This window comes from Streptomyces sp. NPDC052101, from assembly GCF_040680235.1.
Lineage (GTDB): Bacteria > Actinomycetota > Actinomycetes > Streptomycetales > Streptomycetaceae > Streptomyces.
Genome location: NZ_JBFAWH010000007.1, coordinates 119,364 through 141,143, shown reverse-complemented (window position 1 = coordinate 141,143; position 21,780 = coordinate 119,364). Strand labels below are relative to the sequence as shown.

The 21,780-nt window shown below is 70.1% G+C and carries 25 protein-coding genes and 1 riboswitch; of the genes, 22 read left to right on the top strand and 3 right to left on the bottom strand.

The window, feature by feature from the left end:
- Window positions 1-74: 74 nt before the first annotated feature.
- The 12 genes from rplS to AB0L75_RS15410 all read left to right on the top strand — a co-directional run bounded on the left by rplS (window position 75) and on the right by AB0L75_RS15410 (window position 9,858).
- A complete protein-coding gene (gene rplS / locus AB0L75_RS15465) occupies window positions 75-425 on the top strand; it encodes a 50S ribosomal protein L19 (RefSeq protein WP_361234944.1) in 351 nt (116 codons plus the stop codon).
- 63 nt (window positions 426-488) lie between these two features.
- Window positions 489-1,184 carry a signal peptidase I gene (gene lepB, locus AB0L75_RS15460; RefSeq protein WP_365180969.1) on the top strand — a complete coding sequence of 232 codons (696 nt, stop codon included), beginning with the start codon at window positions 489-491 and terminating at the stop codon, window positions 1,182-1,184.
- On the top strand, window positions 1,177-2,268 hold the full coding sequence (gene lepB / locus AB0L75_RS15455) for a signal peptidase I (RefSeq protein ID WP_365180966.1): 1,092 nt from the start codon (window positions 1,177-1,179) through the stop codon (window positions 2,266-2,268). Before lepB (AB0L75_RS15460) ends, lepB (AB0L75_RS15455) begins: the two co-directional genes overlap by 8 nt.
- Window positions 2,156-3,139 (top strand): signal peptidase I, encoded by a 984-nt coding sequence (gene lepB / locus AB0L75_RS15450; RefSeq protein ID WP_365180963.1) that lies wholly within the window; start codon window positions 2,156-2,158, stop codon window positions 3,137-3,139. The genes lepB (AB0L75_RS15455) and lepB (AB0L75_RS15450) overlap by 113 nt, the downstream gene beginning before the upstream one ends.
- Window positions 3,140-3,218: 79 nt before the next feature.
- Window positions 3,219-3,956 carry a signal peptidase I gene (lepB, locus tag AB0L75_RS15445; RefSeq protein WP_365180961.1) on the top strand — a complete coding sequence of 246 codons (738 nt, stop codon included), beginning with the start codon at window positions 3,219-3,221 and terminating at the stop codon, window positions 3,954-3,956.
- Window positions 3,946-4,470 carry an NUDIX hydrolase gene (locus AB0L75_RS15440; RefSeq protein WP_365180958.1) on the top strand — a complete coding sequence of 175 codons (525 nt, stop codon included), beginning with the start codon at window positions 3,946-3,948 and terminating at the stop codon, window positions 4,468-4,470. Before lepB (AB0L75_RS15445) ends, AB0L75_RS15440 begins: the two co-directional genes overlap by 11 nt.
- A 56-nt stretch (window positions 4,471-4,526) precedes the next feature.
- Window positions 4,527-4,835, top strand: a complete 309-nt coding sequence (locus tag AB0L75_RS15435) for a DUF2469 domain-containing protein (RefSeq protein WP_003965949.1) — start codon at window positions 4,527-4,529, stop codon at window positions 4,833-4,835.
- Window positions 4,836-4,893: 58 nt separating this feature from the next.
- Window positions 4,894-5,289, top strand: coding sequence for a YraN family protein (locus AB0L75_RS15430; RefSeq protein ID WP_365180955.1), 396 nt, complete (start codon window positions 4,894-4,896; stop codon window positions 5,287-5,289).
- A complete protein-coding gene (locus tag AB0L75_RS15425) occupies window positions 5,290-6,915 on the top strand; it encodes a YifB family Mg chelatase-like AAA ATPase (protein WP_365180952.1) in 1,626 nt (541 codons plus the stop codon).
- A complete protein-coding gene (dprA, locus tag AB0L75_RS15420) occupies window positions 6,912-8,072 on the top strand; it encodes a DNA-processing protein DprA (RefSeq protein WP_365180949.1) in 1,161 nt (386 codons plus the stop codon). Before AB0L75_RS15425 ends, dprA begins: the two co-directional genes overlap by 4 nt.
- A 320-nt stretch (window positions 8,073-8,392) precedes the next feature.
- Window positions 8,393-9,235: an RNA polymerase sigma factor WhiG gene (gene whiG, locus AB0L75_RS15415; protein ID WP_365180946.1), complete on the top strand. Its 843-nt coding sequence runs from the start codon at window positions 8,393-8,395 to the stop codon at window positions 9,233-9,235.
- A gap of 65 nt (window positions 9,236-9,300) precedes the next feature.
- A complete protein-coding gene (locus AB0L75_RS15410; RefSeq protein ID WP_365181216.1) occupies window positions 9,301-9,858 on the top strand; it encodes a helix-turn-helix domain-containing protein in 558 nt (185 codons plus the stop codon).
- Between the two features lie 21 nt (window positions 9,859-9,879).
- Here AB0L75_RS15410 and AB0L75_RS15405 read toward each other — a convergent pair whose 3' ends face one another.
- Window positions 9,880-10,473, bottom strand: a complete 594-nt coding sequence (locus AB0L75_RS15405) for a M23 family metallopeptidase (protein WP_365180943.1) — start codon at window positions 10,471-10,473, stop codon at window positions 9,880-9,882.
- Between the two features lie 272 nt (window positions 10,474-10,745).
- Between AB0L75_RS15405 and rpsB the strand changes: the two genes are divergently transcribed.
- From rpsB to AB0L75_RS15375, 6 genes are all read left to right on the top strand, one after another.
- Complete coding sequence (rpsB, locus tag AB0L75_RS15400) at window positions 10,746-11,633, top strand: 30S ribosomal protein S2 (protein WP_365180940.1); 888 nt, start codon at window positions 10,746-10,748, stop codon at window positions 11,631-11,633.
- Window positions 11,634-11,805: 172 nt separating this feature from the next.
- The gene (gene tsf / locus AB0L75_RS15395) at window positions 11,806-12,642 is read left to right on the top strand and encodes a translation elongation factor Ts (protein ID WP_365180937.1); all 837 of its coding nucleotides are present in this window, start codon (window positions 11,806-11,808) and stop codon (window positions 12,640-12,642) included.
- Between the two features lie 204 nt (window positions 12,643-12,846).
- Window positions 12,847-13,605 (top strand): UMP kinase, encoded by a 759-nt coding sequence (gene pyrH / locus AB0L75_RS15390; protein ID WP_365180934.1) that lies wholly within the window; start codon window positions 12,847-12,849, stop codon window positions 13,603-13,605.
- Window positions 13,606-13,789: 184 nt separating this feature from the next.
- Window positions 13,790-14,347, top strand: a complete 558-nt coding sequence (gene frr, locus AB0L75_RS15385) for a ribosome recycling factor (protein ID WP_365180931.1) — start codon at window positions 13,790-13,792, stop codon at window positions 14,345-14,347.
- On the top strand, window positions 14,347-15,492 hold the full coding sequence (locus tag AB0L75_RS15380) for a phosphatidate cytidylyltransferase (RefSeq protein ID WP_365180928.1): 1,146 nt from the start codon (window positions 14,347-14,349) through the stop codon (window positions 15,490-15,492). The genes frr and AB0L75_RS15380 overlap by 1 nt, the downstream gene beginning before the upstream one ends.
- Window positions 15,493-15,631: 139 nt before the next feature.
- On the top strand, window positions 15,632-16,078 hold the full coding sequence (locus tag AB0L75_RS15375; RefSeq protein ID WP_365180925.1) for an SRPBCC family protein: 447 nt from the start codon (window positions 15,632-15,634) through the stop codon (window positions 16,076-16,078).
- Window positions 16,079-16,139: 61 nt separating this feature from the next.
- Here AB0L75_RS15375 and AB0L75_RS15370 read toward each other — a convergent pair whose 3' ends face one another.
- Window positions 16,140-16,793, bottom strand: a complete 654-nt coding sequence (locus AB0L75_RS15370; protein ID WP_365180922.1) for a YceI family protein — start codon at window positions 16,791-16,793, stop codon at window positions 16,140-16,142.
- Between the two features lie 174 nt (window positions 16,794-16,967).
- Window positions 16,968-17,198 carry a hypothetical protein gene (locus AB0L75_RS15365; RefSeq protein ID WP_365180919.1) on the bottom strand — a complete coding sequence of 77 codons (231 nt, stop codon included), beginning with the start codon at window positions 17,196-17,198 and terminating at the stop codon, window positions 16,968-16,970.
- Window positions 17,199-17,411: 213 nt separating this feature from the next.
- Between AB0L75_RS15365 and AB0L75_RS15360 the strand changes: the two genes are divergently transcribed.
- The 4 genes from AB0L75_RS15360 to AB0L75_RS15345 all read left to right on the top strand — a co-directional run bounded on the left by AB0L75_RS15360 (window position 17,412) and on the right by AB0L75_RS15345 (window position 21,764).
- Window positions 17,412-17,618, top strand: a complete 207-nt coding sequence (locus tag AB0L75_RS15360; RefSeq protein ID WP_365180916.1) for a hypothetical protein — start codon at window positions 17,412-17,414, stop codon at window positions 17,616-17,618.
- Between the two features lie 88 nt (window positions 17,619-17,706).
- Complete coding sequence (rlmN, locus tag AB0L75_RS15355) at window positions 17,707-18,813, top strand: 23S rRNA (adenine(2503)-C(2))-methyltransferase RlmN (protein ID WP_365180913.1); 1,107 nt, start codon at window positions 17,707-17,709, stop codon at window positions 18,811-18,813.
- A gap of 52 nt (window positions 18,814-18,865) precedes the next feature.
- Window positions 18,866-18,974: riboswitch (TPP riboswitch) on the top strand.
- Window positions 18,975-19,044: 70 nt separating this feature from the next.
- On the top strand, window positions 19,045-20,118 hold the full coding sequence (locus AB0L75_RS15350) for a thiamine ABC transporter substrate-binding protein (RefSeq protein ID WP_365180910.1): 1,074 nt from the start codon (window positions 19,045-19,047) through the stop codon (window positions 20,116-20,118).
- Window positions 20,119-20,162: 44 nt separating this feature from the next.
- A complete protein-coding gene (locus AB0L75_RS15345; protein WP_365180907.1) occupies window positions 20,163-21,764 on the top strand; it encodes an iron ABC transporter permease in 1,602 nt (533 codons plus the stop codon).
- The last annotated feature ends 16 nt before the right edge of the window (window positions 21,765-21,780 follow it).

Below are 21,780 nucleotides of genomic sequence, written 5' to 3'. Positions count from 1 at the left end.
GACCCGCACACGACTTCGTGCAAACACCTAGTTGCCGTTGATGACCTGTGGCATCAGCGAAGAAAGCAGACGAAATGTCTCACCTGCTCGACACCGTCGACGCCGCGTCGCTGCGCAGCGACATCCCGGCCTTCCGCCCGGGCGACACCGTCAACGTCCACGTGCGCGTCATCGAGGGCAACCGCTCCCGTGTGCAGCAGTTCAAGGGCGTTGTGATCCGCCGCCAGGGCTCTGGTGTCCGCGAGACCTTCACGGTCCGCAAGGTCTCGTTCTCCGTCGGCGTCGAGCGCACCTTCCCGGTGCACACCCCGATCGTCGAGAAGATCGAGCTGGTCACCCGCGGTGACGTGCGTCGCGCCAAGCTCTACTACCTCCGTGACCTGCGCGGCAAGGCCGCGAAGATCAAGGAGAAGCGCGAGAGCTGAGCGCTTCCCCGGTGTCACGGCCCTCACCGGGGCCACAGCGGGGCCGGATAGCATCTGGCTCCGATGGACACCGAAGCACAGCCGACGGAACGCGACCGCTCCTCCCACCCGGAATCCCCGGGGCCGGAGGGACGGTCGCGTTTCGCGTTGGTGACGCGGATCGCCGACTGGCTGCCGGGCGGCCGGATCACCCTCACCCTCTTCGCCTGCCTGCTGTTTTTGCTGGTCCTCAACGCTTTCGTGGTGCAACCGTTCCAGATTCCGAGCGGATCCATGGAACAGGGGTTGAGGATCGGGGACCGCGTTCTCGTAAATAAGTTGGCGTACCGTTTCGGTGCCCAGCCGCGCCGCGGCGACGTGATCGTGTTCGACGGCACCGGGTACTTCGGGGACGCCGACTACATCAAGCGCGTTGTCGGGGTGGGGGGAGACCATGTGGTCTGCTGCGACAAGAAGGGACGGATCGAGGTGAACGGCCGCACGGTCGACGAGTCCGCGTTCCTGTACCCCGGGGACACCGCCTCCAGCGTGCCCTTCGACGTCGCCGTGCCCGCCGGCCGCCTCTTCGTCCTCGGCGACCACCGCAGCGACTCCAGCGACTCCCGGGACCATCTCGGTTCCCCCGGCGGCGGCATGATCCCGGTCGGTGACGTCATCGGCCGCGCCGACTGGATCCTGTGGCCCTACGCGCACTGGACCCACCTGACGCGGCCCTCCGCCTACGCGCGCGTGCCCACACCGGGCGGTGCGCATGGGTAACCGCGGCAAACCGCGCGGGGTGCCCAGTGACCCCGCCGACAACCTGCTGCCCACCGGCTCGCGCCGCACCTCCACGCCCGGCGGCGGCCGTACGCGCGCGGAGCGGCGCAAACTCCAGCGCAAGGTCAAGCGCAAGCGCCGCCGTTCAGCCGTTCGGGAGATCCCCCTTCTGGTCGGTGTGGCCGTGCTGATAGCGCTGGTCCTGAAGACGTTCCTGGTCCAGGCGTTCGTGATCCCGTCCGGCTCGATGGAGCAGACGATCCGGATCGGCGACCGCGTCCTGGTCGACAAGTTCACCCCGTGGTTCGGCTCCAAGCCGCAGCGCGGAGACGTCGTCGTCTTCCACGACCCGGGCGGCTGGCTGGCCGACGAACAGACAGCCAAGAAGCACGACCCCGTCGTCGTCAAGCAGCTCAAGGAAGGCCTCACCTTCATCGGCCTGCTGCCGTCCGACAACGAGAAGGACCTGATCAAGCGCGTCATCGGGGTCGGCGGTGATCACGTCAAGTGCTGTGACGCGCAGGGCCGGCTCACCGTCAACGGCGTACCCCTCACCGAAGCGGGCTACATCTATCCAGGGGACGCCCCGTCCGCCCAGCCCTTCGACATCACCGTCCCCAAGGGGCGGCTGTGGGTGATGGGCGACCACCGGGGCAACTCCGCGGACTCCCGCTTCCACCAGAACACGCCGTACGGCGGAACGGTCTCCGAGCAGTCGGTCGTGGGCCGGGCCGTCGCCATCGGCTGGCCGATCGGCCACTGGACACGCCTGCAGGAACCTAAAACCTTCGCAAGCGTCGCCAACCCCGTGTCGGGCGTGACCGCCGGTCCCCAGCTGTCGCATAGGGTTGCCTCCGAGAATCCGAACGGAATATCCCAGCTCCCGACCCCTGCGGAACTCCCGCTCGTTATGGGAGTGGTGGGCCTGCACCGCATGCGGGGCAGGCAGCGGCACAGAGTGAGGAGTTGGCGTGGGGGATGTGGCGGTTGGCGCACGGTCGGGGCACGACGGCGAGGAGCACCGCGGACACCCCGTGGAAGCGAACGCCCCCGTGCCGGACGGCGCCATGACCTCAGAGAATGACCCGGCGGGCGGCCAGGACGGGCCCGGCGAGGAGCAGCGGCCCCCGGCCGGGGCCGCGGGTGCGGGCGAGGCGGTCGGCCGGCCGAAGAAGCAGCCGCGCTCCTTCTGGAAGGAGCTGCCGATCCTCGTCGTGATCGCGCTGGTCCTGGCGCTGCTGATCAAGACGTTCCTGGTGCAGGCGTTCTCGATCCCGTCCGCCTCGATGCAGAACACCCTCCAGGTGGGTGACCGCGTCCTGGTCGACAAGCTCACCCCGTGGTTCGGCTCCAAGCCGGAGCGTGGCGAGGTCGTGGTCTTCCACGACCCGGACGACTGGCTGGCGGGCGAGCCCGCGCCGACCCCGAACGCCGTGCAGAAGGTCCTCAGCTGGATCGGCCTGATGCCGTCCGCCAACGAGAAGGACCTGATCAAGCGTGTGATCGGCGTCGGCGGCGACACCGTGCAGTGCAAGGGCACCGGCCCGCTGATGGTCAACGGCCACGCGCTGAACGAGCCGTATGTCTACGCCGGCAACACCCCGTGCACCGATGACGAACTCGGCGGCCAGTTCAAGGTGAAGGTCCCCAAGGGCTACATCTGGGTGATGGGCGACCACCGCCAGAACTCCCGCGACTCCCGGTACAACCAGTCCGACAAGCACCACGGCATGGTCCCGGTCAACGACGTCGTGGGCCGCGCGATCGTCAAGGCCTGGCCGATCACCCGCTGGGGCACCCTGCCGATCCCGGACACCTTCGACCAGTCGGGCATCTCCCAGCAGTCCTCGGCGTCCGCCGCTCTGACGGTGGCCCCGCAGGGCGTGGCCGTCGCGGCGGTGCTGCCGGTGGTGGTGTGGCGGCGGCGCAGGGCGGCGAAGTCGGAGCGCGGCTGAGCCCTGGTGGACGCCCTGCCGGACGGAGTCACCCGGATGGCTGGGCAAGCCCCTGTACCGCCGGGTAGGGTCCGGGTCCATGAGTGGTGAGAGCAGGCATGGGCTCGGACATCGGCTGTCCGGAGTGGCCGTGGCACTGGGTCTGGTGCTGTTCCTCGGAGGCTTCGCCTGGGCAGCGGTGAGCTACCGGCCGTACACCGTGCCCACCAGCTCCATGACGCCCACGATCGACGCCGGCGACCGGGTGCTGGCGCAGAAGGTCGACGGCGGCGAGGTGCGGCGCGGTGACGTCGTCGTCTTCGAGGACAAGAGCTGGGTCACCAACTCCAAGGTGGTCAAGCGCGTGGTCGCGGTCGGCGGCGACACCGTCTCCTGCTGCACCGACGGCAAGCTGACCGTCAACGGCAAGCAGATCGACGAAACCTATCTGCCCAAGGGCAGCCTGGCCGAGAACCAGAACTTCCCCACGGTGAAGGTCCCCGACGGCCGGCTGTTCCTGCTCGGTGACGAGCGCCAGGGCTCCCTGGACTCCACGGCCCACCTCACCGACGCGGCCAAGGGCACGGTCTCCCGCGACGCCGTGACCGCCCGGGTGGACGCCGTGGTCTGGCCCTGGAAGGGCTCGCTCAAGAGCCCCACCGGCTTCGAGTCCCTTGGCGCCCTCTCCCAGCCCGGCCCGCTGGACACGATCGAGCTGCTGATCCTCTCCGGCGCCGTCCTGGTCCTGGTGGGCGGCGCCTACGGTCCGATCGCTGGCCGCCTGGGCCGCCGCTCCCGCACCCGCGGCGCCCGCCCGGAGGCGGCCGGTGTGCGCTGAGCCCGCGCGGACCGGTGAGGAGTCGTACGAGGGCGGTCTGCGCAGGGTGGCCCGGGTGGTGCTCCTCGACCCGGAGGACCGCATCCTGCTGCTGCACGGCCATGAGCCGGAGGATCCGGCCGACGACTGGTGGTTCACCCCGGGCGGCGGTCTCGAAGGCGCCGAGACGCGTGCGGAGGCCGCGCTCAGGGAGCTGGCCGAGGAGACCGGCATCACCGACGTGGAACTCGGCCCGGTGCTGTGGCGGCGCAGGTGCTCCTTCCCGTTCGCGGGCCGCCGCTGGGACCAGGACGAGTGGTACTACCTGGCCCGTACGACCCAGACGGAGACCGAGGCCCAGGGCCTGACGGATCTTGAGCGGCGCAGCGTCGCCGGAGCACGCTGGTGGACGTGTCAGGAACTGACCCGGGCACATGAGACGGTGTATCCGACCAGACTCGCCGAGCTGTTGCGCACGCTGCTCGACGAAGGTCCCCCGGCCGGTCCTGTGACCCTCGACGCGGAAATCGTCTGAGGGCCCGTCGGACTGGCGCACAATGGTGGGATCGCACGGCTGAAGGGGAACATGCCATGAGCGCCGAGGACCTCGAGAAGTACGAGACCGAGATGGAGCTGAAGCTCTACCGGGAGTACCGAGACGTCGTCGGTCTGTTCAAATATGTGATCGAGACCGAGCGGCGCTTCTACCTCACCAATGACTACGAGATGCAGGTGCACTCGGTCCAGGGCGAGGTGTTCTTCGAGGTGTCGATGGCCGATGCCTGGGTCTGGGACATGTATCGGCCGGCCCGCTTCGTCAAGCAGGTCAGGGTCCTCACGTTCAAGGACGTGAACATTGAGGAGCTGAACAAGAGCGATCTGGAGCTGCCGGGCGGGTGACGGTGTTTTCCACAACCGCTGAGTAGCCCACCAAGATCAACATCTGTGGCCGGGATGCGTGACCGTTGGCGCCGGAGGTGGTGCCGACATGAGCAACGCACGCAGCGCGCTCGGCAGGTACGGCGAGGAGCTGGCCGCACGGCGGCTGGCCGAGGCCGGAATGGCAGTGCTGGAGCGCAACTGGCGCTCCGGCAGGTCCGGTGAGATCGACATCGTGGCCAGGGACGGTGACGTCCTGGTCGTGTGCGAGGTGAAGACCCGCAGGGGCGGCTCCTTCGAGCATCCGATGGCCGCGGTGACCCCTGAGAAGGCGGCCCGGCTGCGCAAACTGGCCGAGCACTGGATCCAGGCCCACGGCGGGGCACCGCCGGGCGGCGTCCGGATCGACCTGATCGGCGTCCTGCTGCCCCAGCGCGGCGCCCCGTCCGTCGAGCATGTGCGGGGGGTGGCCTGAATGGGATTCGCCCGCACCTGCTCGGTGGCCCTCGTCGGCGTCGAGGGCGTCGTCGTAGAGGTCCAGGCCGATCTCGAACCCGGTGTCGCGGCCTTCACCCTGGTCGGCCTCCCGGACAAGAGCCTGACAGAAAGCCGCGACCGGGTCCGGGCGGCGGTGGTGAACTCGGGCGGCGAGTGGCCGCAGAAGAAGCTCACCGTCGGACTCAGCCCGGCGTCGGTGCCCAAAGCCGGCTCCGGCTTCGACCTGGCCGTCGCCTGCGCGGTGCTCGGCGCCGCCGAACGGATCGATCCACGTGTCCTTTCGGACATCGTGATGATCGGGGAGCTGGGCCTGGACGGCCGGGTCCGACCGGTCCGCGGCATCCTGCCGGCCGTGCTCGCCGCGGCCGACGCCGGGTACGAACAAGTGGTCGTGCCCGAGTGCGCCGCCGCCGAGGCCTCGCTGGTCCCCGGCGTCTCGGTGCTCGGCGTCCGCAGTCTGCGGCAGCTCATCGCCGTCCTCACCGAGGAACCCGTCCCCGACGAGGAGCCGGACGAACAGGGCCGCCCGGACCCCCTTCTGGCCGGCCTGCGCATGCCCGGCACGGGTGCGGCCACCGGCGTGCACAGCCTCGGCGCCGCCCAGCACGACCACGATCACGACCTGGCGGACGTCGTGGGCCAGACCTCGGCCCGTACGGCCGTGGAGGTGGCCGCCGCCGGCGGACACCACCTGTTCCTCGAAGGGCCGCCCGGCGCGGGCAAGACCATGCTCGCCGAACGGCTGCCCGCCGTCCTGCCCCGGCTCACCAGGGAGGAGTCCCTGGAGGTCACGGCGGTCCACTCGGTGGCCGGGCTGCTGCCGCCGGGCAAGCCGCTCATCGACGTCGCCCCCTACTGCGCCCCGCACCACTCGGCCACGATGCAGTCACTCGTCGGCGGAGGCCCCGGCATCGCACGACCCGGAGCGGTCTCCCTCGCCCACCGCGGCGTGCTGTTCCTGGACGAGGCACCCGAGTTCCACAGCCAGACCCTGGACGCCCTGCGGCAGCCGCTGGAGTCGGGGCACGTGGTGATCGCGCGCAGCGCGGGTGTGGTCCGCTTCCCGGCACGCTTCCTCATGGTGCTGGCGGCCAACCCCTGCCCCTGCGGCCGCTTCTCGCAGCGCGACGCCCTGTGCGAATGCCCGCCGTCGGTGATCCGCCGCTACCAGTCCCGGCTCTCCGGCCCGCTGCTGGACCGGGTGGATCTGCGTGTCGAGGTCGACCCGGTCACCCGGGCCGAACTCACCGACCCCGGCGCCCGGGGCGAGTCCACGGCGACCGTGGCCGAGCGCGTACGGCAGGCACGCGAGCGCACCGCGGCCCGCCTGGCCGGAACACCGTGGCGCACCAACAGCGAAGTGCCCGGCCGGGAGCTGCGCAGCCGCTATCACGCCGTGGCCGGCGCGATGAACGAGGCCGAGCGCAACCTTGAGCGCGGTGTGCTCACCGCCCGCGGCATCGACCGGGTCCTGCGCGTCGCCTGGACGGTCGCCGACCTCGTCGGGCACGACCGTCCGGACGCGTCCGACGTCGCCCTGGCCCTTCAGCTGCGCACCGGAGTCCCCCGAGGGGTGCCGATGGCCATCGGGGCGCTGGCATGAGCACGGGCGAGGACCTCGAAGACGACGTGCTCGGACGGGTCTTTCTCTGCCGGGTCGTCGAGCCGGGGGACGAGGCCGGGGGACGGTGGGTTCGGGAGTTCGGGGTGGGGGAGGTGGTGCGGCGGTTGACGGCGGGGGCGGAGGCGTTGCCAGGGGTGAGCGAGGTCCGGTGGGCCGGGCTGGTCGCGCGGGCCCGGCGGGCCGAGCCGGAGCGGGATCTCGCCGTGGCCCGGGCCGCGGGGGCGCGGTTTGTGGGGCCGGGGGACACCGAGTGGCCCAGGCAGCTCGATGATCTGGGGGACGCCCGGCCGATCGGGCTGTGGGTGCGCGGCCGGCCCGGTCTGCGGATATGGGCGCTCCGGTCCGTGGCCGTGGTGGGCGCCCGCGCCTGCACCGAGTACGGCACCCATGTCGCCGCCACCCTCTCCGCGGGGCTCGCCGAGCGTGGCTGGGTCGTGGTCTCGGGCGGTGCGTACGGCATCGACGGCGCCGCCCACAGAGGCGCCCTCGCCGCCCGCGGAGCCACCGTCGCGGTCCTGGCCTGCGGCGTCGACCGCCCCTACCCACGCGGTCATACCGCACTGATCGAAAGGATCGCGGAGCAGGGACTGGTGGTCGGTGAGCTGCCCCCGGGAGACCATCCGACGCCGAGCCGGTTCATCCTCCGCAACCGCGTCATCGCCGCCCTGACCAGGGGCACCGTCGTCGTGGAGGCCGCCTGCCGCAGCGGCTCGCTGGCCACCGCGCGGGCCGCACAGCGCCTCGGCCGGTTCACCATGGGCGTGCCCGGCCCCGTCACCAGCGCACTCTCCGCCGGTGTCCACGACATGCTGCGCGGCGAGGCCGCCCTGGTCACCGATGCCGCGGAAGTCGTGGAACTGGTGGGTGACATCGGTGAGCTGGCGCCGGCCCGCCGCGGCCCCGTCCTCCCGCGCGACCTGCTGGCACCCGCCGCCCGGGCGGTCCTCGCGGCCCTGCCCGGCGACCGCGCGGCCTCCGTCGAGGAGATCGCGCTCTCCACGCCGACCACGCGGGACGAGGCGATCGCGAGACTGTACGAACTCCGAGCACTTGGTTACGTCGAACGACACGGCGACGGCTGGAAGTTGACACGCCAGGCGGTGATATCGGTCCGTACCGGTCGTGGCCCGTGCTGACCGAGCGTGTTCGGCCGTCCGGGGGAACCCCCGACGCCCTTGATGTTTCCCGGAGTTGACGCTCCGGCCGGTCACGCAGAGCGAGTCGCGGGAAGCGCGCGTGCGGCCGGTCGGAGCGCCCCGCGACCGAGTGGAGCGTCGCTGTTCGCACACCGCGACAGCTCAGTCACGCTACGCTCACGAGGCGATGACACAGATCCCGCCAACTCGGCACCGGACCGACAGCTCACCCAGGTAGCCCACTCCCCCCACCGAACCCCATCCCGTCCCACTTAGCGGCACTTCACAGCACTTCACGGCAGAACGGCACAAGGCGACGAATGCCCCAGCACACCTCCGGGTCCGACCGGGCGGCGATCCCCCCAGCCGCCCGCGACGGTGGCAGCGTGCGGCCGCCCGCTCCCTCGACGCTCGACGAGCTGTGGCGGTCGTACAAGGCGACGGGGGACGACCGGCTGCGGGAGCAGCTGATCCTGCACTACTCGCCGCTCGTGAAATACGTCGCGGGACGGGTGAGCGTCGGGCTGCCGCCCAATGTGGAGCAGGCCGACTTCGTCTCCTCCGGCGTCTTCGGGCTGATCGACGCGATCGAGAAGTTCGACATCGACCGGGAGATCAAGTTCGAGACCTACGCGATCACCCGGATCCGGGGCGCGATGATCGACGAGCTGCGGGCGCTGGACTGGATTCCGCGGTCGGTACGGCAGAAGGCGCGCAACGTGGAACGGGCCTACGCCACCCTGGAAGCGCGGCTGCGGCGTACTCCGAACGAGGGTGAGGTCGCCGCGGAGCTGGGCATGGAGGTCGATGAACTCCATGCCGTGTTCAGCCAGTTGTCGCTGGCCAACGTGGTCGCGCTGGAGGAGCTGCTGCACGTCGGCAGCGAGGGCGGGGACCGGCTCAGCCTCATGGACACGCTGGAGGACACCGCCGCGGACAATCCGGTGGAGGTGGCCGAGGACCGGGAGCTGCGGAGATTTCTCGCGCGGGCCATCAACACCCTGCCCGAGCGGGAGAAGACCGTGGTCACGCTGTACTACTACGAGGGGCTCACCCTCGCCGAGATCGGCAATGTGCTCGGGGTCACCGAGAGCCGGGTCAGCCAGATCCACACCAAGTCGGTGCTGCAGCTGCGCGCCAAGCTGGCGAGCTTCGGGCGCTGAGTCTTCCCTTTCCGGGACGCGGTGTCCGTAAAGTGGTTGACGTGCCAAGGATTCGAGCGGCCTCCGTGGCCGAGCACCGGTCGATGCAGCGAGCCGCCCTGCTGGACGCGGCTCGGTCATTGCTGTCCGAGGGCGGGACGGAGGCCCTGACCTTCCCGGCCCTCGCCGAGCGCACGGGGCTGGCTCGCTCGTCCGTGTACGAGTACTTCCGGTCGCGGGCCGCCGTGGTCGAGGAGCTGTGCGAGGTCGACTTTCCGCTGTGGGCGGCGGAGGTGGCCGCCGCGATGGAGCGGACCGACTCGGCCGAGGGCAAGGTCGAGGCGTATGTGCGGCAGCAACTGGCGCTGGTCGGGGACCGGCGGCACCGGGCGGTCGTCGCCATCTCCGCGAGTGAGCTGGACGCCGGGGCACGGGAGAAGATCCGGGCGGCGCACGGCGGGCTGGTCACGATGATCGCCGAGGCGCTCGGGGAGATGGGGCATGAGCAGCCTCGGCTCGCGGCGATGTTGCTGCAGGGGGTGGTGGACGCGGCGGTGCGGCGCATCGAGCTGGGCGCCGCCGAGGATCCCGCGGCCATCACCGATGCGGCGGTGGCCATGGCACTGCGGGGCGTGAAGGGCTGAGGCCCGCTGGGGCGGGCGCGGTTACGCGGGAATCGGTACCCCCAGTACGGGCAGCAGCCTCGCCGGCCCCCTGTGCAAAAGCCAAGGCGGGAGCAGGGACAGCGGGTCCAGGTAGGTCTTTCCCCGGCGCAGGCCCCAGTGCAGGCATGCCGTGGCGCAGTGGGAGCCCCTCGGATCCGTCGGGTCCACCGTGCCGACCACCTCGCCCGCCTCCACCTCGTCCCCCTTTCGGACCGACGCAGTCACCGGCTCGTACGTCGTACGCAGATCCGTGCCCGACAGGTCGACCGAGACGACCCCGCGCCCCGCCACCCGCCCCGCGAACGACACCCGTCCCGGTGCGACCGCCCGTACCGGGGAACCGGCCGGCGCCGACAGGTCCACGCCCCGATGGCCGGGGCCGTACGGCGTGGACGGTGGCTCCCAGCCCCGCAACACCAAGGGGCGGACGCCCACCGGCCAGGTGCGGGCGATGGCCGGGACCGGGGCCTGAGGGGGTGGGGCCGGGGCCGCAGGAGGAGGATCCGCCCAGGCCCAGCCGGGCAGCAGGGCCGCCCACGCCAGACCGAGAAGCAGACCTGCTGACACCAGGGCGTATCGCATCGCTCGTCGCATGCGACGACCCTCCCGCACCCCGCCGATCATGGCCGGAGTCTGTGGACTACTCCCCGGTTGGGGGCAGTGGCGTCACCCGGTGCCCCGGCGGTCCCGTACACTTCTTCTGGCGATCCGGGTCACCGGGTCGACTTCGCACGCCCCGACACCAGGCCTTCACACGGTCGGTGTCAGCGCCTCTCGGTCCTCAGCGGCAAGGCGCGTCGCGGGCGTCAGGCGCGGGAGCCGTCCGGCATCCGCGGCACAACCGAGAAACTCAAGGAGATACGGCCATGGCCGTCGTCACGATGCGGGAGCTGCTGGAGAGCGGCGTCCACTTCGGTCACCAGACCCGTCGCTGGAACCCGAAGATGAAGCGCTTCATCTTCACCGAGCGCAACGGCATCTACATCATCGACCTGCTCCAGTCGCTGTCGTACATCGACCGCGCCTACGAGTTCGTCAAGGAGACCGTCGCCCACGGCGGCACGGTCATGTTCGTCGGCACCAAGAAGCAGGCGCAGGAGGCCATCGCCGAGCAGGCCACCCGCGTCGGCATGCCCTACGTCAACCAGCGCTGGCTGGGCGGCATGCTCACCAACTTCTCGACCGTCTACAAGCGTCTGCAGCGCCTCAAGGAGCTTGAGCAGATCGACTTCGAGGACGTCGCCGCGTCCGGTCTGACCAAGAAGGAGCTTCTCGTGCTCTCGCGCGAGAAGGCCAAGCTGGAGAAGACCCTCGGTGGTATCCGCGAGATGCAGAAGGTGCCGAGCGCCGTCTGGATCGTGGACACCAAGAAGGAGCACATCGCCGTTGGCGAGGCCCGGAAGCTGAACATCCCGGTCGTCGCGATCCTCGACACCAACTGCGACCCCGACGAGGTCGACTACAAGATCCCGGGCAACGACGACGCGATCCGCTCCGTCACCCTGCTCACCCGCGTGATCGCCGACGCCGTCGCCGAGGGCCTCATCTCCCGCTCTCGCGTCGCCACCGGTGACAAGGGCGAGAAGGCCGCGGGCGAGCCGCTCGCCGAGTGGGAGCGCGACCTGCTCGAGGGTGAGAAGAAGGACGAGGCCCCCGCTACCGAGGCCGCTCCGGCTACCGAGGCCGCTGAGGCTGCTCCGGCCGCCGACGCCGCGCCGGCCGAGGAGAAGGCCGCCGAGGGCGAGCAGGCCTGACGCACGCGTTGACGGCGGGGGCGGTACATCCCACAGCGCCTTCGGCGCGGTGAAGTCCGCCCCCGCTGTTCACCCGTAGGTCTGCGCGCCGTACGCGCTCCGCGTTCCTATGTGGAGTGCACACCGTGCTGATCTGAAGATCTTCCAGACTTCGAGAAAGACTCACAGACTCATGGCGAACTACACCGCCGCCGACGTCAAGAAGCTCCGTGAGCTGACCGGCGCCGGCATGATGGACTGCAAGAAGGCGCTGGACGAGGCCGAGGGCAACGTCGACAAGGCCGTCGAAGCGCTGCGCATCAAGGGCCAGAAGGGCGTCGCCAAGCGCGAGGGCCGCTCCGCCGAGAACGGCGCCGTCGTCTCCATCATCGCCGACGACAACTCCTCCGGCGTCCTGGTCGAGCTGAAGTGCGAGACGGACTTCGTCGCCAAGGGCGAGAAGTTCCAGGCCGTGGCCAAGGCCATCGCCGAGCACGTCGCCAAGACCTCCCCGGCCGACCTCGACGCCCTGCTCGCCTCCGAGATCGAGGCCGGCAAGACCGTTCAGGCGTTCGTGGACGAGGCCAACGCCAACCTCGGCGAGAAGATCGTCCTGGACCGCTTCGCGCAGTTCGCCGACGGCTTCGTGCTCGCCTACATGCACCGCACCATGCCCGACCTGCCCCCGCAGATCGGTGTCCTGGTCGAGCTGGACAAGCCGAACGCCGAGGTCGCCAAGGGCGTCGCCCAGCACATCGCCGCCTTCGCGCCGAAGTACCTCGCCAAGGAGGACGTGCCGGCCGAGGTCGTCGAGACCGAGCGCCGCGTCGCCGAGGAGACCACCCGCGCCGAGGGCAAGCCCGAGGCCGCGATCGCCAAGATCGTCGAGGGTCGACTCAACGGCTTCTTCAAGGACGCCACCCTGCTCGGCCAGCCGTACGCGCTGGACAACAAGAAGTCGGTCCAGAAGGTGCTGGACGAGGCCGGTGTCACCCTGAAGCGCTTCTCGCGCATCAAGGTCGGCATCTGAGTCCGTACCGCGATCGACGCGCGACCCGCGGAGAAATCCCGATAGGGTCGACAGCAGTCGTCCGCGCACACCGCCACACCCGGGCGTGGGGCGGACGGCAGCAGATCTGACGAGGAGGCCATTGCCGCGCATGGGAGCGAAAAGCGACCCCATCGGCAATGGCCTTCTTCGTATGTGCAACACGTGAAAGAGGCGGGATCTCCCATGACCACCAAGGCCCAGAAGAGCGACGACGGCAAAGTACGCGGCCGGTTTCTGCTGAAGCTGTCCGGAGAGGCCTTCTCCGGCGGCGGGGGCCTGGGCGTGGACCCGGACGTGGTGCACAAGATCGCCCGCGAGATCGCGGCCGTCGTCCGGGACGGCGCCGAGATCGCGGTCGTCATCGGCGGCGGCAACTTCTTCCGCGGCGCCGAACTCCAGCAGCGCGGCATGGACCGCGCCCGCTCCGACTACATGGGCATGCTCGGCACCGTGATGAACTGCCTCGCCCTCCAGGACTTCCTGGAGAAGGAGGGCATCGACAGCCGGGTGCAGACCGCCATCACCATGGGCCAGGTCGCCGAGCCGTACATCCCGCTGCGCGCCGTGCGTCACCTGGAGAAGGGCCGCGTGGTCATCTTCGGCGCCGGTATGGGCATGCCGTACTTCTCCACCGACACCACCGCCGCCCAGCGCGCCCTGGAGATCGACGCCGAGGCGCTGCTCATGGGCAAGAACGGCGTGGACGGCGTCTACGACTCCGACCCGAAGACCAACCCGGAGGCCGTCAAGTTCGACGCCCTCGGCTACGGCGAGGTCATCACCCGCGATCTCAAGGTCGCCGACGCCACCGCCATCACGCTGTGCCGCGACAACAAGCTCCCGATCCTCGTCTTCGAGCTGCTCGCGGAGGGCAATATCGCCCGCGCCGTCAAGGGTGAGAAGATCGGCACGCTGGTGGGCGACCAGGGCAGCCGGGACTGACCGGCACACCCCCGTCGCCCGGGGAACGCCACCTGTCCGAGGGACGGACGGGACGCGCCCTGGCCGGGGGATGGACAATGTCCTGCCGGTCGGGAACCGTGCAGGAAGAAGACGCGACGCAGCCGGCCGCCGCCCCACAGAGGTACCGCAGCCGGGCCTTACTCAAGACACGCAGGAGCAAGTGGTGATCGAAGAGACCCTCCTCGAGGCCGAGGAGAAGATGGAGAAGGCCGTCGTGGTCGCCAAGGAGGACTTCGCCGCGATCCGCACCGGTCGTGCGCACCCGGCGATGTTCAACAAGATCGTGGCCGACTACTACGGTGCGCTGACGCCGATCAACCAGCTGGCCTCGTTCTCCGTGCCGGAGCCGCGCATGGCCGTCGTGACCCCGTTCGACAAGAGCGCGCTGCGCAACATCGAGCAGGCGATCCGCGACTCCGATCTGGGCGTCAACCCCAGCAACGACGGCAACATCATCCGGGTGACGTTCCCCGAGCTGACCGAGGAGCGCCGCCGCGACTACATCAAGGTCGCCAAGGGCAAGGCCGAGGACGCCAGGGTCTCCATCCGTTCCGTGCGCCGCAAGGCCAAGGACGCCATCGACAAGGCGATCAAGGACGGCGACATCGGCGAGGACGAGGGCCGCCGTGCGGAGAAGGACCTCGACGACACGACGGCGAAGTACGTCGCTCAGGTCGACGAGCTTCTGAAGCACAAGGAAGCGGAGCTGCTCGAAGTCTGATGAGCGACTCTTCCTGGGGGGCGCCGCCACGGGCGGGGCAGGCCGGCTACTGGGGGCCCACCGTGGGTGGGCCTGTCCAGGGGGTCGCCCCGGCGGGTCCCGCGTACGATGCGCCTGAGGCGCAGCACACTCGCCCCATGCCCATCGTGCCCGACACACCCGCGTACGGCGGAGACCAGGACGGCGACCGGGGGGCCGCTCGGCCGAGCGGCCCCTTGTTCCAGGACGAGTTCCGCCCCGGGTCCACGCGGACCCGGACAGTCCCGGCCGAGAACCAGAATCCGGAGCCCATGCCCGACGCCCCCCAGCCGGCGCCAGCGCCGCAGAAGAAGAGCGCGGGCCGTGACCTGAGTGCGGCCATAGGGGTCGGAGTCGGGCTCGGTGTGGTGATCATCGCCTCGCTGTTCATCTACAAGCCCGTGTTCGTCGGCGTGATCGCGGTCGCGGTCGTCGTCGGCCTGTGGGAGCTGACCAGCAGGCTGCGGGAGCGCAAGCAGATCAAGGCGCCGCTGGTGCCGCTCGCGGTGGGCGGTGCGGCGATGGTGGTCGCCGGGTACGTCCGCGGCGCCGAGGGCGCATGGGTGGCCATGGCTCTCACCGCACTGGCCGTCCTGGTCTGGCGCATGACGGAGTCACCGGAGGGCTACCTCAAGGACGTCACGGCGGGCGTCTTCGCGGCGTTCTATGTGCCGTTCCTGGCCACGTTCGTCGCGATGATGCTGACCGCGAAGGACGGCCCCTGGCGCGTCCTGACCTTCCTCCTCCTCACGGTCGTCAGCGACACCGGCGCGTACGCGGTCGGCTGGCGCTTCGGCAGGAACAAGCTCGCCCCGCGCATCAGCCCCGGCAAGACCCGCGAGGGCCTGGCCGGCGCCGTACTGTTCGCGATGGTCGTGGGCGCGCTCTGCATGCAGTTCCTGATCAACCACGGCACGTGGTGGCAGGGCCTGCTGCTGGGCCTCGCGGTCGCGGCCAGCGCCACGCTGGGCGACCTCGGCGAGTCCATGATCAAGCGCGACCTGGGCATCAAGGACATGGGCACCTTGCTCCCCGGTCACGGAGGCATCATGGACCGCCTCGACTCCCTGCTCCCGACGGCCCCGGTGGTGTGGCTGCTGCTGGTGATGTTCGTCGGCTCGGCGTGAGCCGGCGTGCGGTACGGCTCTGGGCCTCGTCTTCTGTCCTGGGCGGGGCCCGTTGTCGTACGGCCCTTGAGGCCTGTGGTCCCGTGACCGCTGGAGTGAGACGATTCTCGGGCAAAGCCCTCTACGAAAGGAGGGCGTCATGTCCGCCTTCCATGAAGAGATCGACGTCGACCGGAGTCCGGGTGACGTCTGGGCGTACGTCAGCGATCCCGCTCATCTGCCGGAGTGGCAGGAGAGCGCGGTGTCGGTCGAGCAGCTGGACGACGAACCCTTCGGGCTCGGCTCCCGGATCCGGATCACGCGGCATGTCGGCGGCCGCGACATGCCGATGACCATGCAGGTCACCGAGTTCGAGCCGCCGCACTCCTGGGGCCTGCGCGGCATCGACGGCCCGGTGCGCGGCCGGGTCCACGGCGAGGTCACCCCGCTCGCCGACGGCCGCACCCGCGTGACCATGGACATGGACTTCGAGGGCCACGGCATCGGCAAGGTCCTGCTGCCCCTCGTCGTACGGCCCCAGGTCCGCAAGGAACTCCCGCACAACGAGCAACTGCTCAAGGAGCGGCTGGAGCAGACGGTGGCCTAGCCGACGGCCTGCCCGGCGTGCACCCGGCGCGGACCGGACCTGGCGCGGACCCGGCCGTTCCTCAGGCCGTGGACGTGACGCGGATAGCGGCGATGTCGAACTGCAGCCGGACCGTCTCGCTCACCATGGCGCCGCCCTGGGCCATCCTGCCGTCGTAGCTCAGACCCCAGTCGGAGCGATGGATGGTGGTGGTGCCGTCGAAGCCGACCCGCTCGTCACCGAACGCGTCGGTCACGTGACCGATGTAGGTGAGGTCCAGGTCGACGGGCCGGGTGGTGTCCTTGATGGTGAGGTCGCCGGTCATCCGGTAGACGTCCTTGCCCGCGAGCTGCACCGTAGTGCTCGTGAAGGTCATCCGCGGATGGCCCGCGGCGTCCAGGAACTGCCGGCCGACCAGGTGGGCGTCGCGCTGCTCGACACCGGTGTCCACGCTGGCGGTGTAGATCACGATGTCGGCCCGGGAGCGAGTCGGGTCGCGGCCGTCGAAGTGGAGGCGGCTCTCGTACTCCGGGAAGGCGCCGCGCACCGTCGTCACCATCGCGTGCCGCACGGAGAACCCGATCCTGCTGTGCGCGGGATCGATCAGCCAGTCGCCGGTGAGGCCCGCCAGCTCGGGATCGGGCAGGACGGCGGTGGCGGTACGGGCACGGGGTACCGCGGGGGCGGCGGTCGGCTGCGCGCGCCGATGGGAGGAGTTGCGGCCGAAAAGGTTCATGGCTCATGTGGTTACGTGAGCGCCAGGGACGGGACAAGGCCCGACCAGGAAACCCGACCGTTCGTCAGCAGAACTTCACAGTCACCGGCCGCGTCCGGAGCCGCTCGGCGACGGCCCCGCGGAGCGTGTCATGGCCCCCTACCAGCGCGTTCGGCGCGGATAGGGGGCCTGGTCCTAGATGCTCGGGTGGCTGACCAGGTTGCCGTTCGAGCAGCTGTTGGAGTGGATGGGGACGTAGGCGGTCAGGATCGGCAGCACCGGCACCTCTGCCCCTTCCAGCCCGCAGACGGATGCCGGCGCGAAGGTCCAGGTGCTGAAAGGGGTCGACTCGTTGCCCGCGTGGGCGGGAGCTGCCATGGCGATGGCAGCCACGGCCAGCGTGGCGGTCATGATGATCTTTCGCATGCTCGCTCCAACGACCATGCCGATCACCGGACACGGCTCACCACGGGCATGTCCCCCGCCTGCCCGAACCGGCTGCCGGTCCTCCGTTCGAATGTCCTTGTTTGGGGTGTTGACGTCATGTCTGCGGCATATAACGATATGCGGAATGCGAGCGCCGGCCCTTCACCCAGTGAACCGCGCGGCGCTCCCGTCTAGGCCCTGAGGAGGGCGGCAATGAAGACGTTCCGGAGGCACATCCCGGGCAAGAAGTCGGCGGTGGCGGTAATGATCCTCGGGGTGTTCGTCCTCGTCGCTCCGACCGCGACCGCCGCCCCACAGAGCCCGAAGCCCCAGAGCCCCGGCTTCGACCGCTGCGTCCACAGCGCCGGTCCGGCCGGACGCTACTACTACCCGGGCTACTCCAACGTCCCCTGCGTCTGAGCGACGCATCGGTCTGCGAACGTCGGCAACCACCGCACGGGCCACGGGGCGCGGGTCACGGAATTTGATCTGAGACACTGGTACGGCTATGCCTAAGCCCGGAGAACTCACTTTCGTCGCCCCGCGCGGAGCCCAGAAGCCGCCGCGGCACCTTGCCGATCTCACGCCCGCCGAGCGCAAGGACGCGGTGGCCGAGGTCGGCGAGAAGCCGTTCCGCGCCAAGCAGCTCTCGCAGCACTACTTCGCGCGGTACGCGCACGACCCGGAGCAGTGGACCGACATCCCCGCCGGGTCGCGCGGGAAGCTGCAGGAAGCGCTGTTCCCGGAGCTGATGACCGTCGTACGGCATCTGTCGACCGACCAGGGGACCACGCGCAAGACGCTGTGGCGGCTGTTCGACGGGACGCTCGTCGAGTCCGTGCTGATGCGGTACCCGGACCGGGTCACCATGTGCATCAGCTCGCAGGCGGGGTGCGGGATGAACTGCCCGTTCTGCGCGACCGGGCAGGCGGGGCTGGACCGGAATCTGTCCACCGCCGAGATCGTCCATCAGATCGTCGACGGGATGCGCGCGCTGCGCGACGGGGACGTGCCCGGCGGGCCCGCGCGGCTGTCCAACATCGTCTTCATGGGCATGGGCGAGCCGCTCGCCAACTACAAGCGGGTCGTGGGTGCGATTCGGGCGCTCACCGATCCCGCCCCGGACGGGCTCGGGCTGTCGCAGCGCGGGATCACCGTGTCCACCGTCGGGCTGGTGCCGGCCATCCACCGGTTCGCCGACGAGGGCTTCAAGTGCCGGCTCGCGATCTCCCTGCACGCCCCCGACGACGAGCTGCGCGACACCCTCGTCCCCGTGAACACGCGGTGGAAGGTGCGCGAGGTGCTGGACGCCGGGTTCGAGTACGTCGAGAAGAGCGGGCGCCGGCTGTCGATCGAGTACGCGCTGATTCGCGACATCAATGACCAGGCCTGGCGCGGTGACCGGCTCGGGCGGCTGCTCAAGGGCAAGCCCGTGCATGTCAACCTGATCCCGCTCAACCCGACGCCGGGCTCGAAGTGGACCGCTTCCCGGCCGGAGGACGAGAAGGCGTTCGTCGAGGCCATCGCCGCGCACGGGGTGCCCGTCACCATCCGGGACACTCGTGGGCAGGAGATCGACGGAGCCTGTGGTCAGCTCGCGGCCACCGAGCGGTAATCTGACCCGGTCCACATATCTTCATATCCAGACACCTTCTCCGGACATCTTCATATTCCGACAGGGGAGCGCCACAGCGCTGAGAGTGCGGCGGACAGGGCCGCAGACCCTCTGAACCTCGCCCAGGTCATTCTGGGTAGGGAGTTCGGTCATCACTCAAGCTGTTGCGCCCTGCCCAGATCCCTGGGCAGGGCCGCGTCTCTTCCTGGCCAACCCCCAGGAGGACATCCAGTGCACAACAAGACCTTCATGGCCGTGGCGGTCGGGCTCGGCCTGATCGGCCTGTCCGCGTGCGGTTCCGGCGCGGGCAAGTCGTCCGCGGACTCCAAGACCGTGACCCTCGTCAGCCACGACTCGTGGGCCGTCTCCAAGACCGTGCTGCGGGACTTCGAGAAGAAGTCCGGGTACAAGGTCAGGGTCCTCAAGGACGGCGACGCCGGGCAGGCCGTCAACAAGGCGATCCTGACCAAGGACAACCCGCAGGGCGACGTCTTCTTCGGCGTCGACAACACCCTGCTGTCCCGCGCCCTCGACAACGGCCTGTTCCAGCCGTACACGGCCAAGGGCCTCGACAAGGTCGGCGCCGCGTACCAGCTAGACGGGGACAAGCACCGGGTCACGCCCGTCGACTACGGCGACATCTGCGTCAACTACGACAAGGCCTACTTCAGCAAGCACAAGCTGACCCCGCCGCAGTCCTTCGCCGACCTGGACAAGCCGCAGTACAAGAACCTCCTGGTCACCGAGAACGCCGCCACCTCCTCGCCCGGCCTCGGTTTCCTGCTCGGCAGCGCCGCGCAGTTCGGGGACGGCGACTGGCAGGGCTACTGGAAGCAGCTCAAGGCCAACGGCGTCAAGGTCGTCGACGGCTGGGAGCAGGCCTACTACCAGGAGTTCTCCGGGTCGTCGGAGGGCAGGAAGGCCGGCGGTGACCGGCCGCTGGTGGTGTCGTACGCCTCCTCGCCGCCCGCCGAGGTGATCTACGCCAAGAAGCGGCCCAGCACCGCCCCGACCGGTGTGGCGAGCGGCACCTGCTTCAGGCAGATCGAGTTCGCGGGGCTGCTGAGCAACGCCCAGAACCCCAAGGGCGCCAAGGCGTTCCTCGACTTCCTGGTCTCCAGGGAGTTCCAGGAGGACATGCCGTTGAACATGTTCGTCTACCCGGTGCTCCAAGGGGCCAAGGTGCCCGCCGAGTTCACCGAGTACGGGCCGGCCGCCCAGCACCCCGAGACCATGGCCCCCGGCAAGATCGCCGCCAACCGTGACCAGTGGGTCAAGTCGTGGACCTCGCTCGTACTGAAGTAGTCCCTCGAAAGGACCGCGCGGGGAGCGCGGCGCGGCTCGGGCTGATGGCCCTGCCCGTCGCGTTCTTCGCCGTGTTCTTCGCCTGGCCCGTGGCCGCGATCGTGGCGCGCGGGCTGAAGGTGGACGGCGTCTGGCGGTTCGGCCGGATCACGGATGTCCTCGGCCAGCCGGACATCCGGCACGTGCTGTGGTTCACCACCTGGCAGGCGCTCGCCTCCACCGCGCTCACCCTGCTGCTCGCGCTGCCCGCCGCCTACGCCTTCGCCCGCCTGGACTTCCCGGGCAAGCGGCTGCTGCGGGCCGTGGTCACCGTGCCGTTCGTGCTGCCGACCGTCGTCGCCGGCAGCGCCTTCCTCGCCCTCGTCGGACACGGCGGGCTGCTCGACCAGCTGTGGGGCCTGCGGCTGGACACCACGGTGTGGGCGATCCTGCTGGCCCATGTCTTCTTCAACTACGCGGTGGTCGTACGCACGGTCGGCGGGCTGTGGGCCCAGCTCGACCCTCGGCAGGAGGAGGCCGCCCGGATGCTGGGCGCCTCGCCGCTGCGGGCCTGGCGGAAGGTCACCCTCCCGGCCCTCGCGCCCGCTGTGGCCGCTGCCGCGCTGATGGTGTTCCTGTTCACCTTCACCTCCTTCGGCGTCGTGCAGATCCTCGGCGGCCCCACCTTCTCCACCCTCGAAGTGGAGATCTACCGGCAGACCTCCGAGGTCTTCGACCTCTCCACGGCCGCCGTCCTCACCCTGGTCCAGTTCGCGGCCGTCGGCGCGATCCTCGCCGTGCACGCCTGGACGGTACGGCGCCGGGAGACCGCCCTCAGGCTCGTCGACCCCGGGACCACCGCCCGCCGCCCGCGCGGTGCCGGCCAGTGGGCCCTGCTCGCCGGTGTCCTCGCCACCGTCGCGCTGCTACTCGTCCTGCCGCTCGCCGTCCTCGTCCGCCGCTCCCTGGACGCACCCGGCTTCGGCTACTACCGGGCGCTCGCGAACGCCGACGGCGGTACGTTCCTGGTGGCGCCCGTGCACGCGGTGTGGACCTCGCTGCAGTATGCCGCCGTCGCCACCGCCATCGCCGTGGTGATCGGAGGTCTCGCCGCCGCCGCGCTGGCCCGCCGGGACGCCGGACGGCTGCTGCGGGGCTTCGACGCGCTGCTGATGCTGCCGCTCGGAGTGTCCGCCGTGACCGTCGGCTTCGGTTTCCTGATCGCGCTCGACAAGCCGCCGCTGGACCTCAGGCAGTCCTGGATCCTCGTCCCGCTCGCCCAGGCGCTGGTCGGCGCCCCCTTCGTCGTACGGACCATGCTGCCCGTGCTGCGCGCGGTGGACGCACGGCTGCGGGAAGCGGCGGCCGTGCTCGGGGCCTCGCCGTGGCGGGTGTGGCGGGAGGTGGATCTGCCGATGGTGCGGCGGGCGCTGCTGGTCGCGGCCGGGTTCGCGTTCGCCGTCTCGCTCGGCGAGTTCGGGGCGACCGTGTTCATCGCCCGGCCCGACAACCCGACGCTCCCGGTCGCCGTGGCCCGGCTGCTGAGCCGCCCCGGCGACCTCAACTACGGCCAGGCGATGGCCCTTTCGACGATTCTCATGCTGGTGTGCGCCGCCGCGCTGATGATCCTGGAGCGGCTGCGCACCGACCGGACGGGGGAGTTCTAGATGCCGACGGGGGAGT

Bases quoted from the DNA above. Each gene is read 5' to 3' on its own strand.
- rplS (WP_361234944.1), top strand. From the start codon at position 75: ATGTCTCACCTGCTCGACACCGTCGACGCCGCGTCGCTGCGCAGCGAC.
- lepB (WP_365180969.1), top strand. From the start codon at position 489: ATGGACACCGAAGCACAGCCGACGGAACGCGACCGCTCCTCCCACCCG.
- lepB (WP_365180966.1), top strand. From the start codon at position 1,177: ATGGGTAACCGCGGCAAACCGCGCGGGGTGCCCAGTGACCCCGCCGAC.
- lepB (WP_365180961.1), top strand. From the start codon at position 3,219: ATGAGTGGTGAGAGCAGGCATGGGCTCGGACATCGGCTGTCCGGAGTG.
- AB0L75_RS15435 (WP_003965949.1), top strand. From the start codon at position 4,527: ATGAGCGCCGAGGACCTCGAGAAGTACGAGACCGAGATGGAGCTGAAG.
- AB0L75_RS15425 (WP_365180952.1), top strand. From the start codon at position 5,290: ATGGGATTCGCCCGCACCTGCTCGGTGGCCCTCGTCGGCGTCGAGGGC.
- dprA (WP_365180949.1), top strand. From the start codon at position 6,912: ATGAGCACGGGCGAGGACCTCGAAGACGACGTGCTCGGACGGGTCTTT.
- whiG (WP_365180946.1), top strand. From the start codon at position 8,393: ATGCCCCAGCACACCTCCGGGTCCGACCGGGCGGCGATCCCCCCAGCC.
- AB0L75_RS15405 (WP_365180943.1), bottom strand. From the start codon at position 10,473: ATGCGACGAGCGATGCGATACGCCCTGGTGTCAGCAGGTCTGCTTCTC.
- rpsB (WP_365180940.1), top strand. From the start codon at position 10,746: ATGGCCGTCGTCACGATGCGGGAGCTGCTGGAGAGCGGCGTCCACTTC.
- tsf (WP_365180937.1), top strand. From the start codon at position 11,806: ATGGCGAACTACACCGCCGCCGACGTCAAGAAGCTCCGTGAGCTGACC.
- pyrH (WP_365180934.1), top strand. From the start codon at position 12,847: ATGACCACCAAGGCCCAGAAGAGCGACGACGGCAAAGTACGCGGCCGG.
- AB0L75_RS15380 (WP_365180928.1), top strand. From the start codon at position 14,347: ATGAGCGACTCTTCCTGGGGGGCGCCGCCACGGGCGGGGCAGGCCGGC.
- AB0L75_RS15375 (WP_365180925.1), top strand. From the start codon at position 15,632: ATGTCCGCCTTCCATGAAGAGATCGACGTCGACCGGAGTCCGGGTGAC.
- AB0L75_RS15370 (WP_365180922.1), bottom strand. From the start codon at position 16,793: ATGAACCTTTTCGGCCGCAACTCCTCCCATCGGCGCGCGCAGCCGACC.
- AB0L75_RS15365 (WP_365180919.1), bottom strand. From the start codon at position 17,198: ATGCGAAAGATCATCATGACCGCCACGCTGGCCGTGGCTGCCATCGCC.
- AB0L75_RS15360 (WP_365180916.1), top strand. From the start codon at position 17,412: ATGAAGACGTTCCGGAGGCACATCCCGGGCAAGAAGTCGGCGGTGGCG.
- rlmN (WP_365180913.1), top strand. From the start codon at position 17,707: ATGCCTAAGCCCGGAGAACTCACTTTCGTCGCCCCGCGCGGAGCCCAG.
- AB0L75_RS15345 (WP_365180907.1), top strand. From the start codon at position 20,163: ATGGCCCTGCCCGTCGCGTTCTTCGCCGTGTTCTTCGCCTGGCCCGTG.